Here is a 15,324-nt window from a genome sequence, read left to right on the forward strand (position 1 = left end):
CTATCCTTGTCTTTGTTTATGTTTGGGAGTGGAGCAAATCACTCGCACAACGCCTTTTCTTTTGATAATCTTGCACTTATCACACATTTTTTTTACAGATGGTCTAACCTTCATTTATCGCTCCTTTTTATGCCAAAATCTTATGCCTTTGATTTTTGAAAACCGAGATTTTACCCAAATTTAGTTTAAAACACGCTTATTTTCACTTATATCGATAAGTGATTCTGCCTTTGTCCAAACTATACGGCGTAAGCTCTAATTTAACCGTATCGCCGGGCAAAATCTTAATATAGTGCATTCGCATTTTGCCCGCTATATGACAAAGCACGATATGCCCATTATCAAGCTGCACGCGAAAAGTCGCATTTGGCAATGCTTCTACCACTTTGCCATCAACCTCTATGACATCATCTTTTGCCAATCTAACCTCCTTAAATTGTTGTTAGGATTCTAGCTTTGCCGCTTTGGATAGCTAGAGTGTGTTCATAGTGGCTACCATTTAGCCCATCTTTTGCTCTAACCGACCATTTATCAGCCAAAATCACAGGTTCGCCATTTTTTTGCGCTATCATAGGCTCTATACAAAAAACCATTCCTTCTTTGATTTTGGGACCTTGCTTTGGGTTTTTTGATTCTAAGTAGTTGGGGATTTCAGGCTCATCGTGTGGTTTTCTGCCTATGCCGTGTCCGCAAAATCCAAGCAAAGGCACAAAGCCTTTTGATTTGATACGCTCCTCTAAAAACAAACTTAGCTCCTTAAAATGCAATCCCACTTTGATAAAATCTATCGCCTCATAAAGCGTATCTTTGGCACAAGCGATTAGCTCCTCATCTTTTTTACTAATCTTGCCAATCCCTACACTTACCGCACCATCGCCATACCAGCCATCACACTCCACACCTAAGTCAATGCCTAAAATATCGCCATCTTTTAGTTTGTAATCCGTGGGGATTCCGTGAATTATGACTTCATTTAACGATAGACAAGTGGCGTTTGGAAATCCATAAAGCCCCTTAAATGCAGGCTTGCCACCATTTTGCAAAATATGATTTTCTAGCATAGAATCTAGCTCTTTTAGGCTAAGTCCAGCTTTTGCGCTTTTGCTAGCTAGATTTAGCGCACTTGCCACGATAGAAGAAGCCTTTGCGATAGAATCTATCTCTTTTTTATTACGGATAACAATAGCCAAACTAGAATCCTACCGCACTAAGCGTCTTGTATTTATTCATATAGATTTGCGCTTCGATTTTCCTCATCGTATCGATGGCGACTTGCACGACAATAAGCACGGCTGTCCCACCAAAATAAAACGGCACGCCAAGTAACTTTACCAAAATCCAAGGTAGAGTAGAAACAAGGGCAAGATATAGCGAACCCCAAAGCGTTAGGTTATTTGCCACAGAATTTAAAAACGATGAAGTCCCCTCGCCCGGTCGCATACCCGGGATATATCCGCCTTGCCGTTTTAGATTATCTGCAATGTCTTTGGCGTTAAACACGATAGATGAATAAAAATACGCAAAAAACACCACAAGCACAAACATTAAAATATTATAAAAATATTGATTTGGGTTTAGAAAATCTGCGACAGCTTGGAGGTATTGATTGCTAGAGGCTTGCAAAATAGTAGATGGAAATACCAAAATCGCAGAAGCAAAAATAGGCGGAATCACGCCACTAAGATTTAATTTAATAGGAATATAATTCATAATTCGCTTATTTTGATTTTGCATAATGACTTTGCGAGCATAGGAAATAGGAATCCTGCGTTCGGCTAGCTCAATATACACGATACAACAAATCGTAGCGATAATAATCGCAATGATAAAAATAAGGCTAAGAATGTTGATTTCGCCTGTATTTACTAGCTTAAATGTCGCAGCAACCGCGCTTGGTATCCCAGAGACAATCCCACCAAAAATGATAAGGCTAATGCCATTTCCTACGCCTCTTTGAGTGATTTGCTCCCCTATCCACATAAGTAGCATAGTCCCTGTCAGCATACAAAAAACAGAAATCACCAAAAATTCACTCATATCAATGAGTATCGCACCATTGCTACCACCACCGATACTTCGTAGCCCAAAAGATACGCTAATAGCTTGAATCACGGTGATAAAAATCGTTACATAGCGGATAATCTGCATATATTTTTGCATACCATCTCGCTCTTTTTTCATCTTGCCTAATGCAGGGAAAGTCGCCGCTAGCAACTCCATAACAATAGACGCGGTAATATAAGGCATAATGCCTAGCGAAATAATGCTTAATCGCTCCACTGCATTGCCACTAAACATATTAAATAAGCCTAGCGCGTTGCTTTGATTGGTATCAAAAAAGTCTTTTATGACGACCAAATCAACACCGGGGATAGTGATATAAGCTAATACCCTATATGCAAAAAGAAATGCTAGAGTAATTAAAATCTTATTTATGATTGTTTTATTCATTGTGCCTTACTCGTATTTTGCGTTATTGTCGTTGTGAATTTTGAATGATAAATATCATCTATATCATCTTGCGCTTGGGGCTACACTTAGCTATCTTTTTTGTCTTTGCTAGGTTTTGCCTTGCGTTTTTCGCCACTCACAGAGATTCTGCTATCTGTGATTTTGCTTACAAGTGATTTTGCGCTTTTGCCGATTAGCTTGACTAGAATCTTTGGCTCTTTTGATACTTGTTTTGCGTTACTTTTTTTTGCCTTTGGCGATTTGGTAGCAGAATCTTTTGCCTCGCTATTCTTGTTTGCGTTAGAATCTAAAGAATCTAAACCGCGTGCAAAACTAGGAAGTTTATGCACGGCAAGGATTGATTCTATGCTGATTTGAGCTAGTTCGGCTACTTGTTTTACTTTATCCACATTGATGGCGTATGGTTTTTGGATATGGCTTACAAAGCCTACTTTTGGGAGTCGTCTTTGCAATGGTTGCTGTCCGCCTTCAAAGCCTCGCTTTGCTTTATAGCCTGTGCGTGCAGTTTGTCCTTTGCCACCACGAGTGGAGGTTTTGCCCATACCACTACCCTGTCCGCGCCCTACGCGCTTAATATCTTTTGTGCTACCCTTAGCAGGTTTAATCAAATGTAAAGAAGCCATAGATTCTCCTTGTGCTTTATATTGTTTTATAATTATGCTTTGATTTTGGAGAGAGCGTCAAAAGTCGCCCTAACGACATTGTATGGATTGCTAGAGCCTAGCGATTTGGTAAGAATATCTTTTATCCCTGCTAGCTCTATCACAGGTCTAGCAGAGCCACCAGCAATCACGCCCGTCCCCTCACTAGCAGGCTTTAGCAAGATTCTGCTTGCGTTGTATTTGTATTCTATATCGTGTGCGATAGTAGTGCCTTTTACATTGACTTTGATGATATTTTTAAACGCATCGTCAATAGCTTTTTTGATAGCATCGGGGACTTCTTTTGCCTTCCCAAGCCCAAAACCTACAAGCCCATTGCGATTTCCAACCACCACAAGCGCATTAAACCGCAAGCGTCTCCCACCTTTTACGACTTTGGTTACGCGCCCGATATTTACGACAACTTCACTAAATTCTTCTCTGTTGATTTCCATTGTTTTCCTTTTTATAGCTTAATGCCATTTTCTCTCAAAGATTCTGCAAACTCTTTTACTACGCCGTGAAACAAATATCCATTGCGGTCAAACACAGCATTGCTAATGCTCTTTTTTTGCAAGTCTTTAGCAAATGTGCTACCGATTTGTTTAGCGTTTTCTTTATTGTTGCCAAGTTTTAGCTTTTTGCCATCAATGCTTGCAATCGTTACGCCAAGCGTATCATCAATGGCTTGAGCGTATAAATATTTATTGGAGCGAAAAATCGTGATTCTAGGGCAGGAAGCTGTGCCTGAAATCTTGCCTCTAATGCGTGCTTTGCGCTTTAATCGCAATGTCTTTTTTAGTTCTAAAATCTTTGGTGTCATTTTGCTATCCTTTTGCTTAAACTTATATCAACATAAACTTGCCGTGCTATTTTTTTGCAGTCTTGCCAGCCTTGCGGATAATCACTTCATCAATGTATTTAATCCCCTTGCCTTTGTATGGCTCTGGCGGACGAAATTCACGGATTTCTGCGGCGATTTGCCCGACTTGTTGTTTGTCATTGCCTTTTATGATGAGCTGATTTTTATCCACGCTCATTTCTACGCCATCAGGGATAGGGTATTTTACAGGGTGCGAAAATCCAAGCGCAAGCTCCAAAACCTTGCCCGAAACAGAGGCTTTGTATCCTACGCCATTTATTTCTAGCGTCTTGCTAAAACCATTTGTTAGCCCTATTACGATATTGTTTGCCAAAGCCCTGTAAGTCCCCCAAAATGCACGAGACTCAGGCGTAGAATCGGTGGCACTAAATGCTAGCTCTTTGTTTTGTAAATCAATCTTTACGCGCCCGTGAGTTTCTAGCTCTTTGCTTGCTTTTGGGCTTTTAAATACGATTTTGCTACCCTCTATGCTTGCTTGGATAGAATCTGGGATAGATATAGGTCGCTTTCCAACTCTTGACATAATCTTTCTCCTTAAATATCTGACTTTGTTATTTGCGTTATTTTGATATTACCAAATACTGCAAAGTGCCTCACCACCGACATTTTGTCGATGTGCCTCATCATTTGCAATCACACCTTTACTTGTGCTAACCACAATCACGCCATAGCCATTTTTAAATCTTTTTAGCTCGCTATGTCCTTTATACACACGGCGTCCGGGCTTGCTGATACGCTTTAGCTCATTGATGATAGGTTTGCCCTGCTCATCATAAGCAAGTTGCACCAAAATTGATTGTTTTCCATTTTTATCATTTATGCTATATCCCTTGACAAAGCCTCGAGCTTTAAATACCTCAAGGATAGAAACGACAATCTTTGCATAATACAGCGTTGTAGATTCTAGTCGCCTCATTGAAGCATTGCGAATCCTTGTGATAGAATCTGCGATAATATCATTTACCATTACCTACTCCTTACCAGCTAGATTTTCTTAATCCCGGGATTAGCCCCTCATTGCCCATCTTTCGCAAGCACACCCTACAAAGCCCAAAGTCTCTATACACAGAATGCGGTCGCCCACATACTTTGCAACGAGTGTAAGCGCGTGCGCTAAATTTTGCTTTTCTTTTTGCCTTTGCTACCATTGATTTTTTTGCCATCTTATCGTCCTTTTGAGAAAGGCATACCAAATAGCTCTAATAGCTTATATGCCTCTTTGTCATCTTGAGTTGAAGTGATTATATTGATATTCATACCGTGCGTTACCATAATATCATCATACACGACTTCGGGGAACATTAGCTGTTCATTCAAACCAAAACTATAATTTCCACGCCCATCAAAGCCATTTCTTGGCACACCTCTAAAATCTTTTACGCGAGGCAGAGAAATGACGATGAGTTTTTCTAGGAAATTATACATTTGATTCCCACGAAGCGTTACTTTTACCCCCACAGGCATACCCTCTCTTGTTTTAAAGCTAGAAACAGATTTTTTCGCCTTAGTGATGATGGCTTTTTGCCCAGCGATGATTGAGATAGTATCTGCGATATTTTGCATAATCTTAGAATCCTTAGCATACTCGCCCGCACCGACACTTATAACAATTTTTTCTAACTTTGGCAACAGCATAGGATTTGTGATATTTAGCTCTTTTTTGAGTTGCTCTTTTATTTCTTGGTTGTATTTTGTTTTGAGCGCAAACATTATTATTCTCCCTCTTTTTTGACATTAGAAATGTGGATAGGCATTTCCTTGCTTACAAAGCCACCTTTTTGATTCTCATCATTTGGCTTAATAGCTTTTTTGGCAAGTTTGCAACCCTCAACAAGAACTTGAGCGCGCTTGGGATATACCGCTAGGATTTTGCCTACTCGCCCTTTGTCATCACCTGCGATGATTTTTACCATATCGCCTTTTTTGATTTTATATTTTGTCATCTATTTCTCCTAACTCGCATTGATTTTACAAAACCTCAGGGGCTAAAGATACGATTTTCATAAAGTTTGCATAGCGCACTTCTCTGCTGACAGGTCCAAAGATTCTCGTGCCGATTGGCTCTTTTTTGTTATCCAAAATCACTGCCGCATTATCATCAAATCTAATCAAAGAACCATTTTGTCTATGAATCTCTTTTTTTGTCCGCACCACAACCGCCTTTACAACTTGCGCTTTTTTGACTTTACCATTGGGGATAGCCTTTTTCACCGAAGCGACAATCACATCGCCAACGCTTGCGTATCGTTTATGGCTTCCACCAAGCACTTTGATACACATAATCTCTTTTGCGCCACTATTATCAGCGACATTTAGTCTTGTAAAACTCTGTATCATACTATTCTCCTGCTATTTTATGTCTGCTACTGCCACACCAAACTAATCCATCTAATCTAATCCAATCAACCAGCGCACACACGCAAAATCCAACACCAACGCTAGCAACGCCCTAAACGCCAACTTGGATTATCTCTTTTAGATTAAAAGATTTTGTCTTAGAGATAGGTTTGCACTCTATCGCAGAAATCACATCTCCCACTTTTACTTGGTTTTTTTCATCGTGGATAGTGTATTTTTTAAATCGTTTAACGATTTTGCGATATTTTGGATGCACCACCTTGCGCTCTACCAAAATCACAGCACTCTTATCTCCAGCTTTAGAGACTACTTTGCCTTGTATGACGCGTTTATGTGGCTGTTTTTGTATATCACTCATTGTTTAGTCCTTTTTGGCAGATATTGCTGTATTGATTCTAGCGATGTCTTTGCGCACCAAAGAAATCTTGCTTGTATTGGTTAGTTGCATTGTCTTAAGCTGTAAGCGAAGCTCAAAAAGTTCATTTTTTTTGTCTTTTAGCATTTTTTCTAGCTCGCTTTTTTCTTTGTCTTTAATCTCAGTAAATTTCATTTTCGCCCTCGCTTGTGATGATTTTTGTCCTAAAAGGAAGTTTGCTTTGTGCAAGCATCAGAGCTTCTCGCGCCATTTGTTCCTCTACGCCTGTGATTTCATAGATGATTCTGCCCGGTTTGATATTCATAACCCATTTTTCCACAGCACCTTTACCTTTACCCATTCTCACTTCTAGTGGTTTTGCGGTAAGTGGTTTGTCTGGGAAAACTCGAATCCAAACCTTGCCCGTGCGCTTGATATGCCTAGTAAGCGCAATCCTTGCAGCCTCAATCTGCCTAGAATCAATGCGCCCAAGCTCTAGTGCTTTTATACCGATATTGCCATAAGCTAGGCTTGAACCACGCATCGCTTTGCCACGATTGCGCCCTTTCATCTGCTTACGATATTTTGTTTTTTTTGGCATTAACATTAGCTTTGCCTCCCTCTTCTAGATTTATGACGAGAGTCATCATATCCGTCATCTTTGCGTTCAGGTTGGATTCCTTTTTGCAAAATCTCTCCTTTGAAAATCCACACTTTCACGCCAATGATTCCATAAGTGGTGTATGCTTCAGCAAAACCATAATCAATCTTTGCGCGAAGTGTATGAAGTGGCACGCGACCTTCCATATACCATTCTGTACGCGCTATCTCTGCTCCAGCCAAACGCCCAGAAACTTTGATTTTGATACCCCTTGCACCAGATTTCATAGCTGATTGCATTACCTTTTTCATAGCTCTGCGAAATGCTACGCGTTTTTCTAATTGCGTAGCGACATTTTCAGCGGCAAGTTGAGCGTTTGCTTGAGGGCGTTTGACTTCTTTTATATTTATAGAAACTTCCTTGCCAATCTCTTTTTTTAGTGCCTCTCGTTTAATCTCTATATCAGCACCCTTTTTGCCGATGATAAGCCCCGGTCTAGCAGCCACCACCGTTACGCGGACTTTGCTAGCCGCTCGCTCGATAATGATTTCGCTAACACCTGCGTAATACAACTCTTTTTTTAGAAATTTACGAATATGATAATCCTCTATAATATTTGCAGGAGTTACCTTAGAGTTTGGAAACCAGCGCGAAGTCCAATTTCGATTTATCCCTAGTCGCAGTCCGATTGGATTTACTTTTTGTCCCATAGTTATTTATCCTCGTCTTTTTTGGTGGTTTTAGATTTTGGTGTGCTTTTTGCCACTTTGGTAGTCTCGCTAGTCTTTGTCTCTTTTGTAGATTTTGTGTTGGCTTTTTTGGTTACCTTTGTTGTAGTGTCCGTTGTGGAATCCACTTTAGATTCCTCTTTGGCTATTTTTGTGTTTGTTGTGGTTTTTGTTGTGCTACCTGCTTTGGTAGCAGAATCTTTTTTAGATTCTGCCTTTGTTTTTGCTTTGGTGGCAGATTTTTTATTGTTTTTTAGCGAAATCTTAAACGCATCAATCTCGCTTTGATTCATCACTTCTACAAGTATATGTGAAGTAGGTTTGCGGATAGGAGTAGCCCTACCTCTTGCGCGTGGCATAAATCTCCTCAAAACAGGTCCCGCATCTACCCTACAAGAATGCACAATCGCGCTCTTTGGCTCATATCCACCATTTGCTATGGCTGATGCGATGACTTTAGCAATGATTCTAGCGGCTTTGTTTGGGGTAAACTCCAAACTTGCAAGCGCAAGCTCTGCATTCATTCCTTGCACTTCTCTTGCTACCAAACGGGCTTTGGTGGGCGATAGTCGTATAAATCGTAACAATGCTTTACTCATTTTTTACCTCTGTTTATCAATCTTTATTTACCGATTTTCTTTTGAACACTGCCCTTGTGCCCTTTGAAAGTCCGTGTAGGTGCGAACTCCCCGAGCTTGTAGCCCACATGATTTTCTGTGATATACACAGGCACAAACGCCCTACCATTATGGACATTAAAAGTTAGCCCAATCATATCAGGGAGAATCGTGCTCCTGCGCGACCAAGTTTTTATAGGTTTGTTGTCTTTTGCCTCTTTGCTTTTGGCGACTTTCTTTGCCAAATGAGAATCTATAAAAGGACCTTTTCTAATCGACCTTGCCATTGTTGCTTCCTTTATTATTTTTTCTTTCTTGAGATGATAAGTCTATCGCTCGCTTTTTTCTTGCGAGTTTTAAAGCCCTTCGCAGGCGTGCCCCAAGGTGATACAGGGTGTCCGCTAGAGCCTGTCTTGCCCTCTCCACCGCCGTGTGGGTGGTCTACTGGGTTCATCGCGCTACCACGAGTTTGCGGGCGCACTCCCAAATGGCGATTTCGTCCTGCCTTGCCGATAGAAATGTTGATAAAATCTTCATTTCCTACCACGCCGATTGTCGCCATACACTCTTCTAAGATATAGCGCATTTCGCCACTTGGCATTCTTAGGATAATGTATTTGCCCTCACGCCCCATTATCTGTGCGCTTGCTCCCGCACTCCTAGCGAGCTGTCCGCCAGCACCGGGGTGCATTTCGATATTATGCACGATTGTCCCTATGGGGATAGCTTTTAGCTTCATTGCGTAGCCTGTCTTTATGTCTAGTCCAGATTCTGCGGCGATGACTACACTGCCTACACTTAGTCCACTTGGCTGTAAAATATATCGCTTATCGCCATCGGGGTAAGAAATGAGCGCGATTCTGCAGTTGCGATATGGGTCGTATTCAATCGCCACCACTTTGCCCTCGATATTAAATTTATTGCGCTTAAAGTCAATGATTCTATAAAGTTTCTTTGCGCCACCTTCTTTGTGTCGGCTTGTGATTCTGCCATTATTATTACGCCCTGCACTCACGGGTAATTTCGTCAAAAGTCCGCGCACGCTAGGTTTAGCCGTAATGTCTTTTGAACTAAGGTTGCTCATAAACCTGCGAGATGGCGTATATGGTTTATAGGTTTTAATTGCCATTTGTTACTCCTACTTTTCACATATTTCTTTTTAAACTTTTAGGCTGTGAGCGCGTCTATTTTTGCGCCTTCTGGGATTTTCACATAAAACTTTTTATATGAATTTCGCTGTCCCACTCTACCTTTAAATCGCTTGACTTTGCCTTCTTGTCGCAAAGAATTTACCCTCACAGGCACGACCCCAAAATATTCCCTAAAAACCTCTTTTAGTTGGTTTTTGGTTACTTTGGTAGAAGTTTGCACCACTAGCACACTTTTTTCTTGCAATGAAAGTGATTTTTCTGTGTAAAGAATAGATTTTATATCAGTTATATCAGCCATTATTTCCCCTTATTGCTAGAATCTAAAAATGCTTCAAACACTGCTTTTTCGATGACTACACTATGAAATACAGACACAAGGTAAGCATTCATCTCGTTTGCATCGATAAAATAGCAATCTTGTAAATTTCTATAAGCCAAAAAAGTTTTTTCTTCGGCAATGCTTTGTGCCACAAATAGCACACTTCTATCCCCGATATTTTTAAGCACGGCAAATGCGTCTTTTGTCTTGCCGCTAGGGATACTTAGAGAATCCACCACATATAGCTTGCCTGCGTTTGCTTTTTGCTGCAATGCACACTCTAGTGCTAAACGCTTTTGCTTTTTGTTGATTTTTAAGTCATAGTTTCTATTGTTGCTTGGTCCGTGCGAGACGCCACCACCGACAAATACAGGCGAAGTGATACTTCCTGCGCGCGCTCTACCGCCACCTTTTTGTGCCCAAGGCTTTTTACCACCGCCACTTACATTGCCACGAGTTTTTGCAAGTGCTGTATTTGAGCGAAGTGAAGCAAGATAAGATTTTACATATAGATACAAATTATGTTCTTTTATATCTTTGTATCGTTGTGGCAAAGCAATCTCACTTTTCTTTTTAAAATTATTATCCAAAACTATTGCACTCATTTGCCACCCTTAATGATAGAGATTTTGCCTTGCGCTCCGTTATATCCAGCTACAGAGCCTTTTAGCACCAAAATAGCATTATCTTTGTCAAAAGATACTACTTCTGCTTGGACGGTTACTTTTTCATTGCCATAGTGTCCAGCCATTTTTTTGCCCTTTTGGACGCGTCCTGGCCACTCTCTATTACCGATAGAGCCTACTCTACGATGAAATCTAGAGCCGTGCGCTGCGGGACCACCTTGAAAATTCCACCTTTTCATTACGCCACTAAATCCGCGTCCTTTTGTATAAAAAGAGGCTTTTATCCGTGTGGCATTTTCTAAAATAGACATATCCAAATCGCTTACTTTTATGTCTTTTTTTGGAGCATCAGTCGCGCTCTCATTTTGCGTAGATTCTTGCGCCTGTGGTGCATCGCCACTCACACGAAGCGTTACAAAGCGGTTAAACTCTTTGCTAAGATTGTATTTTTTTTGTTGTCCAGCTATGGTTTTGTTGTGTGTCTTGCCTCTGTGGTATGCCACTAGGGCTTTGCCATTTTCTAGAGAATCACACACCTTAGCATTGATTACTTTCAGCAAAGTAACAGGAATACTAGGCGAGCCTATCGTCCTACTCATTCCTATTTTTTCTACTAAGAATTCCATTTGTCCTTCCTTAAAATTAAGTAAAAATTAACTAAATTTGACTTGTAATCTATATAAAATCTAAACCAAGCTACTTGCTCATCGAAGTTACTTCGACATCGACTTCAGGTGCTAAATCTAACTTCATAAGCCCTTCCACCGTATCAGGCGTAGCAGACATAATGTCTATGATTCTGCTATGTAGTCGTATCTCAAACTGCTCTCGCGAATCTTTATTGATATGTGGCGAACGAAGCACGGTGTATTTTTTCTTTTTTGTCGGAAGCGGAATCGGTCCGCAAATCTCAGAACCTGTGCGCTTGACTGCATCTACTATCGAAGCTACCGAGCGGTCTAAAACCCTATGGTCATAAGCCTTAAGCTTAAGTCGAATCTTTTCCATAATCTTTCGCCTTTTATTTAAGATAATCTAAAGAGCATTTTGCTTCAAAATCCTTAGACTTAAAAAGCCTTTATGCCAAGCAAATGACAACTCAATCAACTCAATAATGCTACGCAATAAAGACAATTTTAAAGCAGGTTTCGCAAAATCAAAAGCGTAATTCTAGTGAAAAACAAAACTTTAGTCAAGACTTTTTGCCTATTTTTCGCAAAAGTTTGTTGATTTTACTTCCTTAGCATAAGGACACACAAAATCGCAAAATCAAATCCAAACACCAAAAACAAAACCTAAAAAACCTTAATATAATTTACCAAAAAAATCGGCGTGCGCTTAAAGGTAATGTCTTTTGAGAGAATCTCTTTGGAAATGATTTTATCTTTAGTTTGCGAATCTTTTGTGGTTACATTATAGCTTGCGGGGGATTCTATGCCTAGTCGCAGTTCAGATGGCAGTCCTAGCACATCTAGCGGGATTTTTGCGCCAGCTTCGATTTTGCCAAGTATGCCAAGCGAAAAACTAAGCCCCGCATTTAGCCCATAATCCACCTGCACTTGATAGTTCCACAACACATTCGCACTTTTTGTAACGCCTGCTTTGAGAAAATTTTGCATTTCATCATTTGCTTTATCGGTCAAAAACATTACGCCGATATTTATGCCAAAATACCCTCCCAAAGCCACTTCTCTCCAAAATCTATGCTTCACACCAAACACACTTAGAGGCATTTCAGCTAGCAAATCCGCATTTAGCCCGCCAAGCATATAAAAAAAACTCCCCACATTTTTTGTGCCTACTTCTTTAGATTCCATAGATAGATTTCCTCCGCCGATAAGCACATCGCCATAGATTCTGCTACCAAAGTAGAGATTAAAAAAGTTTTGATACCCGCCACTTCCGCCAAACGCCACAAACACCGAGCGTGCGACTAATGGAAAATCCACGCTAGATTTTAACGCGCCTGTGATTTCAGGTATAAATACCCCGTTATCTGTGCTTCCCACGCTATTTTGCCTATTATACTTCCCATCAGCATAAGTTTGCGTGATTCCCGCACTTGCCGCGCTTAGCCCTACGAAAAATCCGCTTTTTTTCCTAGCGCGCATATATTTGTGTGCGATTGCTTTTTTTTCGTCCAACGACTTATTTGGAAAATACATTTCTATATAGTCGCTATCTTTGTAGATAGGCGTTATGCGCACGCCATTTATCTCTAAAAGTGAGCGATAAAAAGCGATTTTTACATCTATGCTTTTGTCTTTTAGTCGCTCATCTTGTGCCTGCATTAGCTCGCTTGGATTTGCTTGAGAATTTTTAAAATCTTTTGGCAAAATCAGCATACCGATTTCCTCATCAGTGATACGACTAGATTTGCTAGATTGTGGTGTTTTTGTTTGCACAGATTTTGCAAGTGTAGATTTTGTAGTCGTTGTCTTGGCATTAGTCGCTCCCAAACTATCGCTACTAAGCACAAAAAATACAAAAATCCCCACAGCCATAACGATACAAAATCTATGAAACTTTGATTGCTTTTGCGCTTTTGGTGTTGTGATTATGTTTTTGTGATTTTGCATTGCATTGCCTAAAATAAATATTGATAGCTCGCTAGATACATAGCACCCAGCAAATATCCATAATCATCTTGGATATTTTGGGTGATACTTGGAGGGATTTTTACCCCTAGCTCTAAGCGATGATGATATTTTAGCGTGGCGGATATGCCAAAATTTAGCACGGTTCCTACGCTGATTTTATCGATATTTTGTCCGCCCTTTTGTGAAAAAAGATTTATCCCAGCACCCACCCCTGCAAACACGCCTATGTAGTAGCCCTCCTCACTGCCTACGGCTTTGTCCCCCACCAAATCCACATTGAAGCTAAACAAATGATTGGTTACTTTATCTGCCACACTTGGAGAAGCATTAAACGCTACTAGATACTGCCCATACACGCGTAGCCCCATAAGTGCTGTGCCTAAAAAGCGCAAATACCCAGCACTTAGCCCAAAAGCAAATGGGTTTATCTCCGCCCCTAAGCCTTTATTTTTGTTGATTTCCATTTGGTTTGTGCCTGCTGTGATTCCAGCAAACCAGCCGTGTTTGGTGCGATTTTTTAGCTCTTGGGATTTTTCATAAAGTAGCTCATAATACCTTCCGCGCAAAAAATATAACTCTTTTTCCTTTTGGTGTTGGCTAAGCTCTTTTAGGCTAGCTTCATCGCCGTGTATGACTTCGATTTCGTCATTTTGCGTTGTTTTTTCTTTTTGTGGATTTTTAGATTCTTTTTTAGATTCTTTTGATTCTATGGATTTTTTAGGGGTTTTAGATTTTGTGCTTTTTGCAAATGCTAGCCCTCCACCACACGCCATAGACACAAAAATCGCCACAAAAAAAACACCACATATTTTTGCTACAAACGCGTTTATAGATTTTGCGTATTTTGGGCTAGATTTTATCACGGAAACCTCCTAAAACACATAGCTATATCCCACCATAGGCATCACCCCAAACCAATCCAAACTTTCATTGATGATGAGTTTTATCTCGCCTTCGATTCTATGCTTGCTTAGTAGAGTGAAACTCGTGCCAATGTTGATAATCCCCCCAAGCCTAGAATCACTGCTAGAATCATATATCATACTTGCTAGCCCAAATCCCGCTATGATTCCAGCTTCTAGCCCGTTTGTAAGTGGCAACACAGGCAAATCTATCATCAAATCCCCGCTTACCCCTATCGCGCTAAATCCAAGCGAAGCCAAATTTAGCTCTTTTGCATTGCTGCCTAGATATTGCAAATAGATTCTGCCACCTACTTTGTTTGGGAAAGATATGCTATCAAATAGCGTGGGATAAAAGCTCTGAAACCCCACTTTTGCGCCATAAGAGAGGAAATTGCCTAGCTCATAGTCTTTGTTTCCAGTGGCATTGTGAAATATCCAGCCACCATAGATTCCCAAAAACACACCTGTTTTTTTGCGCGCCAAATCCAAATCTTTCACAAGGCTAGCGATTTCTTTGTCCGTGATTTTGTGATATGCCATAATGTATGGATAATAATACAAACTAAGCGTGGAATAATCGATAAGTTTTTCATCATTTGCGCCGTCTTGTTTTGGTGGATTTTGGGATTTTTTAGAATCCTTGTCTTTATGATTTTGAGGATTTTGAGAATCTTTAGAATCTTTTGTGGATTTTGCAGATTTTGCTTCATTAGATTTTGTGTCGTTTTTTGCATTGTTAGATTCTTTTGCAAAATCTTTTTTAGCGTCTTTTTTTGGATTTTGTGTTTCATTAGATTTTGTGGATTTTTGATATTTGCTGTATCGTTGCGAATTTGTCGCACTACTCGCACTATGCAAAACCGCACCCAAAATCAAAAAAACTCCAAGCACACCAATAGCCCAAAGCATAATACGGCGTAAAAAAATCTCTAAATTTATGTTTTTTGTATCCAAAATCTAGCCTTTCTAGCTTTTAAAATCGTTTGGCAAAATAACCCACCATTATACACTTTAAACCTTAAATAAGCGAGTTTGGGTATAATAACGCCACAAATTTGCGACTTTTAA

At 40.2% G+C, this 15,324-nt stretch carries 25 protein-coding genes and 2 pseudogenes; all 27 read right to left on the reverse strand.

Going from position 1 to position 15,324, the window contains the following annotated elements; genetic code table 11:
• Positions 1-114, reverse strand: a complete 114-nt coding sequence (gene rpmJ / locus ACWIUO_RS03545) for a 50S ribosomal protein L36 (protein ID WP_023927895.1) — start codon at positions 112-114, stop codon at positions 1-3.
• A gap of 88 nt (positions 115-202) precedes the next feature.
• Positions 203-421, reverse strand: coding sequence for a translation initiation factor IF-1 (gene infA / locus ACWIUO_RS03550; protein WP_454176561.1), 219 nt, complete (start codon positions 419-421; stop codon positions 203-205).
• Positions 422-431: 10 nt separating this feature from the next.
• Positions 432-1,190, reverse strand: a complete 759-nt coding sequence (gene map / locus ACWIUO_RS03555) for a type I methionyl aminopeptidase (protein ID WP_454176562.1) — start codon at positions 1,188-1,190, stop codon at positions 432-434.
• Position 1,191: 1 nt separating this feature from the next.
• Complete coding sequence (gene secY / locus ACWIUO_RS03560) at positions 1,192-2,451, reverse strand: preprotein translocase subunit SecY (RefSeq protein WP_454176563.1); 1,260 nt, start codon at positions 2,449-2,451, stop codon at positions 1,192-1,194.
• 296 nt (positions 2,452-2,747) lie between these two features.
• Positions 2,748-3,095, reverse strand: a pseudogene (rplO, locus tag ACWIUO_RS03565) (50S ribosomal protein L15); the annotation flags it as partial.
• A gap of 32 nt (positions 3,096-3,127) precedes the next feature.
• The gene (rpsE, locus tag ACWIUO_RS03570; protein ID WP_023927900.1) at positions 3,128-3,568 is read right to left on the reverse strand and encodes a 30S ribosomal protein S5; all 441 of its coding nucleotides are present in this window, start codon (positions 3,566-3,568) and stop codon (positions 3,128-3,130) included.
• 11 nt (positions 3,569-3,579) lie between these two features.
• Complete coding sequence (gene rplR / locus ACWIUO_RS03575) at positions 3,580-3,936, reverse strand: 50S ribosomal protein L18 (protein WP_454176564.1); 357 nt, start codon at positions 3,934-3,936, stop codon at positions 3,580-3,582.
• Between the two features lie 46 nt (positions 3,937-3,982).
• Positions 3,983-4,519 (reverse strand): 50S ribosomal protein L6, encoded by a 537-nt coding sequence (rplF, locus tag ACWIUO_RS03580; RefSeq protein ID WP_454176565.1) that lies wholly within the window; start codon positions 4,517-4,519, stop codon positions 3,983-3,985.
• A 48-nt stretch (positions 4,520-4,567) separates the two neighbouring features.
• Positions 4,568-4,963 (reverse strand): 30S ribosomal protein S8, encoded by a 396-nt coding sequence (gene rpsH, locus ACWIUO_RS03585; RefSeq protein WP_454171655.1) that lies wholly within the window; start codon positions 4,961-4,963, stop codon positions 4,568-4,570.
• A 10-nt stretch (positions 4,964-4,973) separates the two neighbouring features.
• Complete coding sequence (locus ACWIUO_RS03590; RefSeq protein ID WP_454171657.1) at positions 4,974-5,159, reverse strand: type Z 30S ribosomal protein S14; 186 nt, start codon at positions 5,157-5,159, stop codon at positions 4,974-4,976.
• A 1-nt stretch (position 5,160) separates the two neighbouring features.
• Positions 5,161-5,706, reverse strand: a complete 546-nt coding sequence (gene rplE / locus ACWIUO_RS03595; protein WP_454171659.1) for a 50S ribosomal protein L5 — start codon at positions 5,704-5,706, stop codon at positions 5,161-5,163.
• A gap of 2 nt (positions 5,707-5,708) precedes the next feature.
• Positions 5,709-5,939 (reverse strand): 50S ribosomal protein L24, encoded by a 231-nt coding sequence (gene rplX / locus ACWIUO_RS03600; protein WP_454176566.1) that lies wholly within the window; start codon positions 5,937-5,939, stop codon positions 5,709-5,711.
• A gap of 25 nt (positions 5,940-5,964) precedes the next feature.
• A complete protein-coding gene (gene rplN / locus ACWIUO_RS03605) occupies positions 5,965-6,333 on the reverse strand; it encodes a 50S ribosomal protein L14 (RefSeq protein ID WP_454176567.1) in 369 nt (122 codons plus the stop codon).
• A gap of 112 nt (positions 6,334-6,445) precedes the next feature.
• Positions 6,446-6,712 carry a 30S ribosomal protein S17 gene (gene rpsQ / locus ACWIUO_RS03610; protein WP_454171663.1) on the reverse strand — a complete coding sequence of 89 codons (267 nt, stop codon included), beginning with the start codon at positions 6,710-6,712 and terminating at the stop codon, positions 6,446-6,448.
• A gap of 3 nt (positions 6,713-6,715) precedes the next feature.
• Positions 6,716-6,904 carry a 50S ribosomal protein L29 gene (gene rpmC, locus ACWIUO_RS03615; RefSeq protein WP_454171664.1) on the reverse strand — a complete coding sequence of 63 codons (189 nt, stop codon included), beginning with the start codon at positions 6,902-6,904 and terminating at the stop codon, positions 6,716-6,718.
• On the reverse strand, positions 6,891-7,316 hold the full coding sequence (rplP, locus tag ACWIUO_RS03620; protein ID WP_023927913.1) for a 50S ribosomal protein L16: 426 nt from the start codon (positions 7,314-7,316) through the stop codon (positions 6,891-6,893). Before rplP ends, rpmC begins: the two co-directional genes overlap by 14 nt.
• On the reverse strand, positions 7,316-8,020 hold the full coding sequence (gene rpsC, locus ACWIUO_RS03625) for a 30S ribosomal protein S3 (protein ID WP_454171666.1): 705 nt from the start codon (positions 8,018-8,020) through the stop codon (positions 7,316-7,318). The genes rplP and rpsC overlap by 1 nt, the downstream gene beginning before the upstream one ends.
• Before the next feature lie 266 nt (positions 8,021-8,286).
• Positions 8,287-8,637, reverse strand: a pseudogene (gene rplV / locus ACWIUO_RS03630) (50S ribosomal protein L22); the annotation flags it as partial.
• A 23-nt stretch (positions 8,638-8,660) separates the two neighbouring features.
• On the reverse strand, positions 8,661-8,942 hold the full coding sequence (rpsS, locus tag ACWIUO_RS03635; RefSeq protein ID WP_454151898.1) for a 30S ribosomal protein S19: 282 nt from the start codon (positions 8,940-8,942) through the stop codon (positions 8,661-8,663).
• 14 nt (positions 8,943-8,956) lie between these two features.
• Positions 8,957-9,784 carry a 50S ribosomal protein L2 gene (gene rplB, locus ACWIUO_RS03640; RefSeq protein WP_454176568.1) on the reverse strand — a complete coding sequence of 276 codons (828 nt, stop codon included), beginning with the start codon at positions 9,782-9,784 and terminating at the stop codon, positions 8,957-8,959.
• A 38-nt stretch (positions 9,785-9,822) separates the two neighbouring features.
• Positions 9,823-10,104, reverse strand: a complete 282-nt coding sequence (locus ACWIUO_RS03645; RefSeq protein ID WP_454176569.1) for a 50S ribosomal protein L23 — start codon at positions 10,102-10,104, stop codon at positions 9,823-9,825.
• A complete protein-coding gene (gene rplD / locus ACWIUO_RS03650; RefSeq protein WP_454176570.1) occupies positions 10,104-10,730 on the reverse strand; it encodes a 50S ribosomal protein L4 in 627 nt (208 codons plus the stop codon). The genes ACWIUO_RS03645 and rplD overlap by 1 nt, the downstream gene beginning before the upstream one ends.
• A complete protein-coding gene (gene rplC, locus ACWIUO_RS03655) occupies positions 10,727-11,377 on the reverse strand; it encodes a 50S ribosomal protein L3 (protein ID WP_454176571.1) in 651 nt (216 codons plus the stop codon). The genes rplD and rplC overlap by 4 nt, the downstream gene beginning before the upstream one ends.
• 70 nt (positions 11,378-11,447) lie before the next feature.
• Positions 11,448-11,759: a 30S ribosomal protein S10 gene (gene rpsJ, locus ACWIUO_RS03660; RefSeq protein ID WP_454171674.1), complete on the reverse strand. Its 312-nt coding sequence runs from the start codon at positions 11,757-11,759 to the stop codon at positions 11,448-11,450.
• A 287-nt stretch (positions 11,760-12,046) separates the two neighbouring features.
• A complete protein-coding gene (locus ACWIUO_RS03665) occupies positions 12,047-13,330 on the reverse strand; it encodes an outer membrane beta-barrel protein (RefSeq protein ID WP_454176572.1) in 1,284 nt (427 codons plus the stop codon).
• Positions 13,331-13,338: 8 nt separating this feature from the next.
• Positions 13,339-14,214: an outer membrane beta-barrel protein gene (locus ACWIUO_RS03670; RefSeq protein ID WP_454176573.1), complete on the reverse strand. Its 876-nt coding sequence runs from the start codon at positions 14,212-14,214 to the stop codon at positions 13,339-13,341.
• Positions 14,215-14,223: 9 nt separating this feature from the next.
• Complete coding sequence (locus ACWIUO_RS03675; protein WP_454176574.1) at positions 14,224-15,210, reverse strand: hypothetical protein; 987 nt, start codon at positions 15,208-15,210, stop codon at positions 14,224-14,226.
• Positions 15,211-15,324 lie beyond the last annotated feature (114 nt).

This window comes from Helicobacter sp. T3_23-1056, assembly GCF_053654535.1.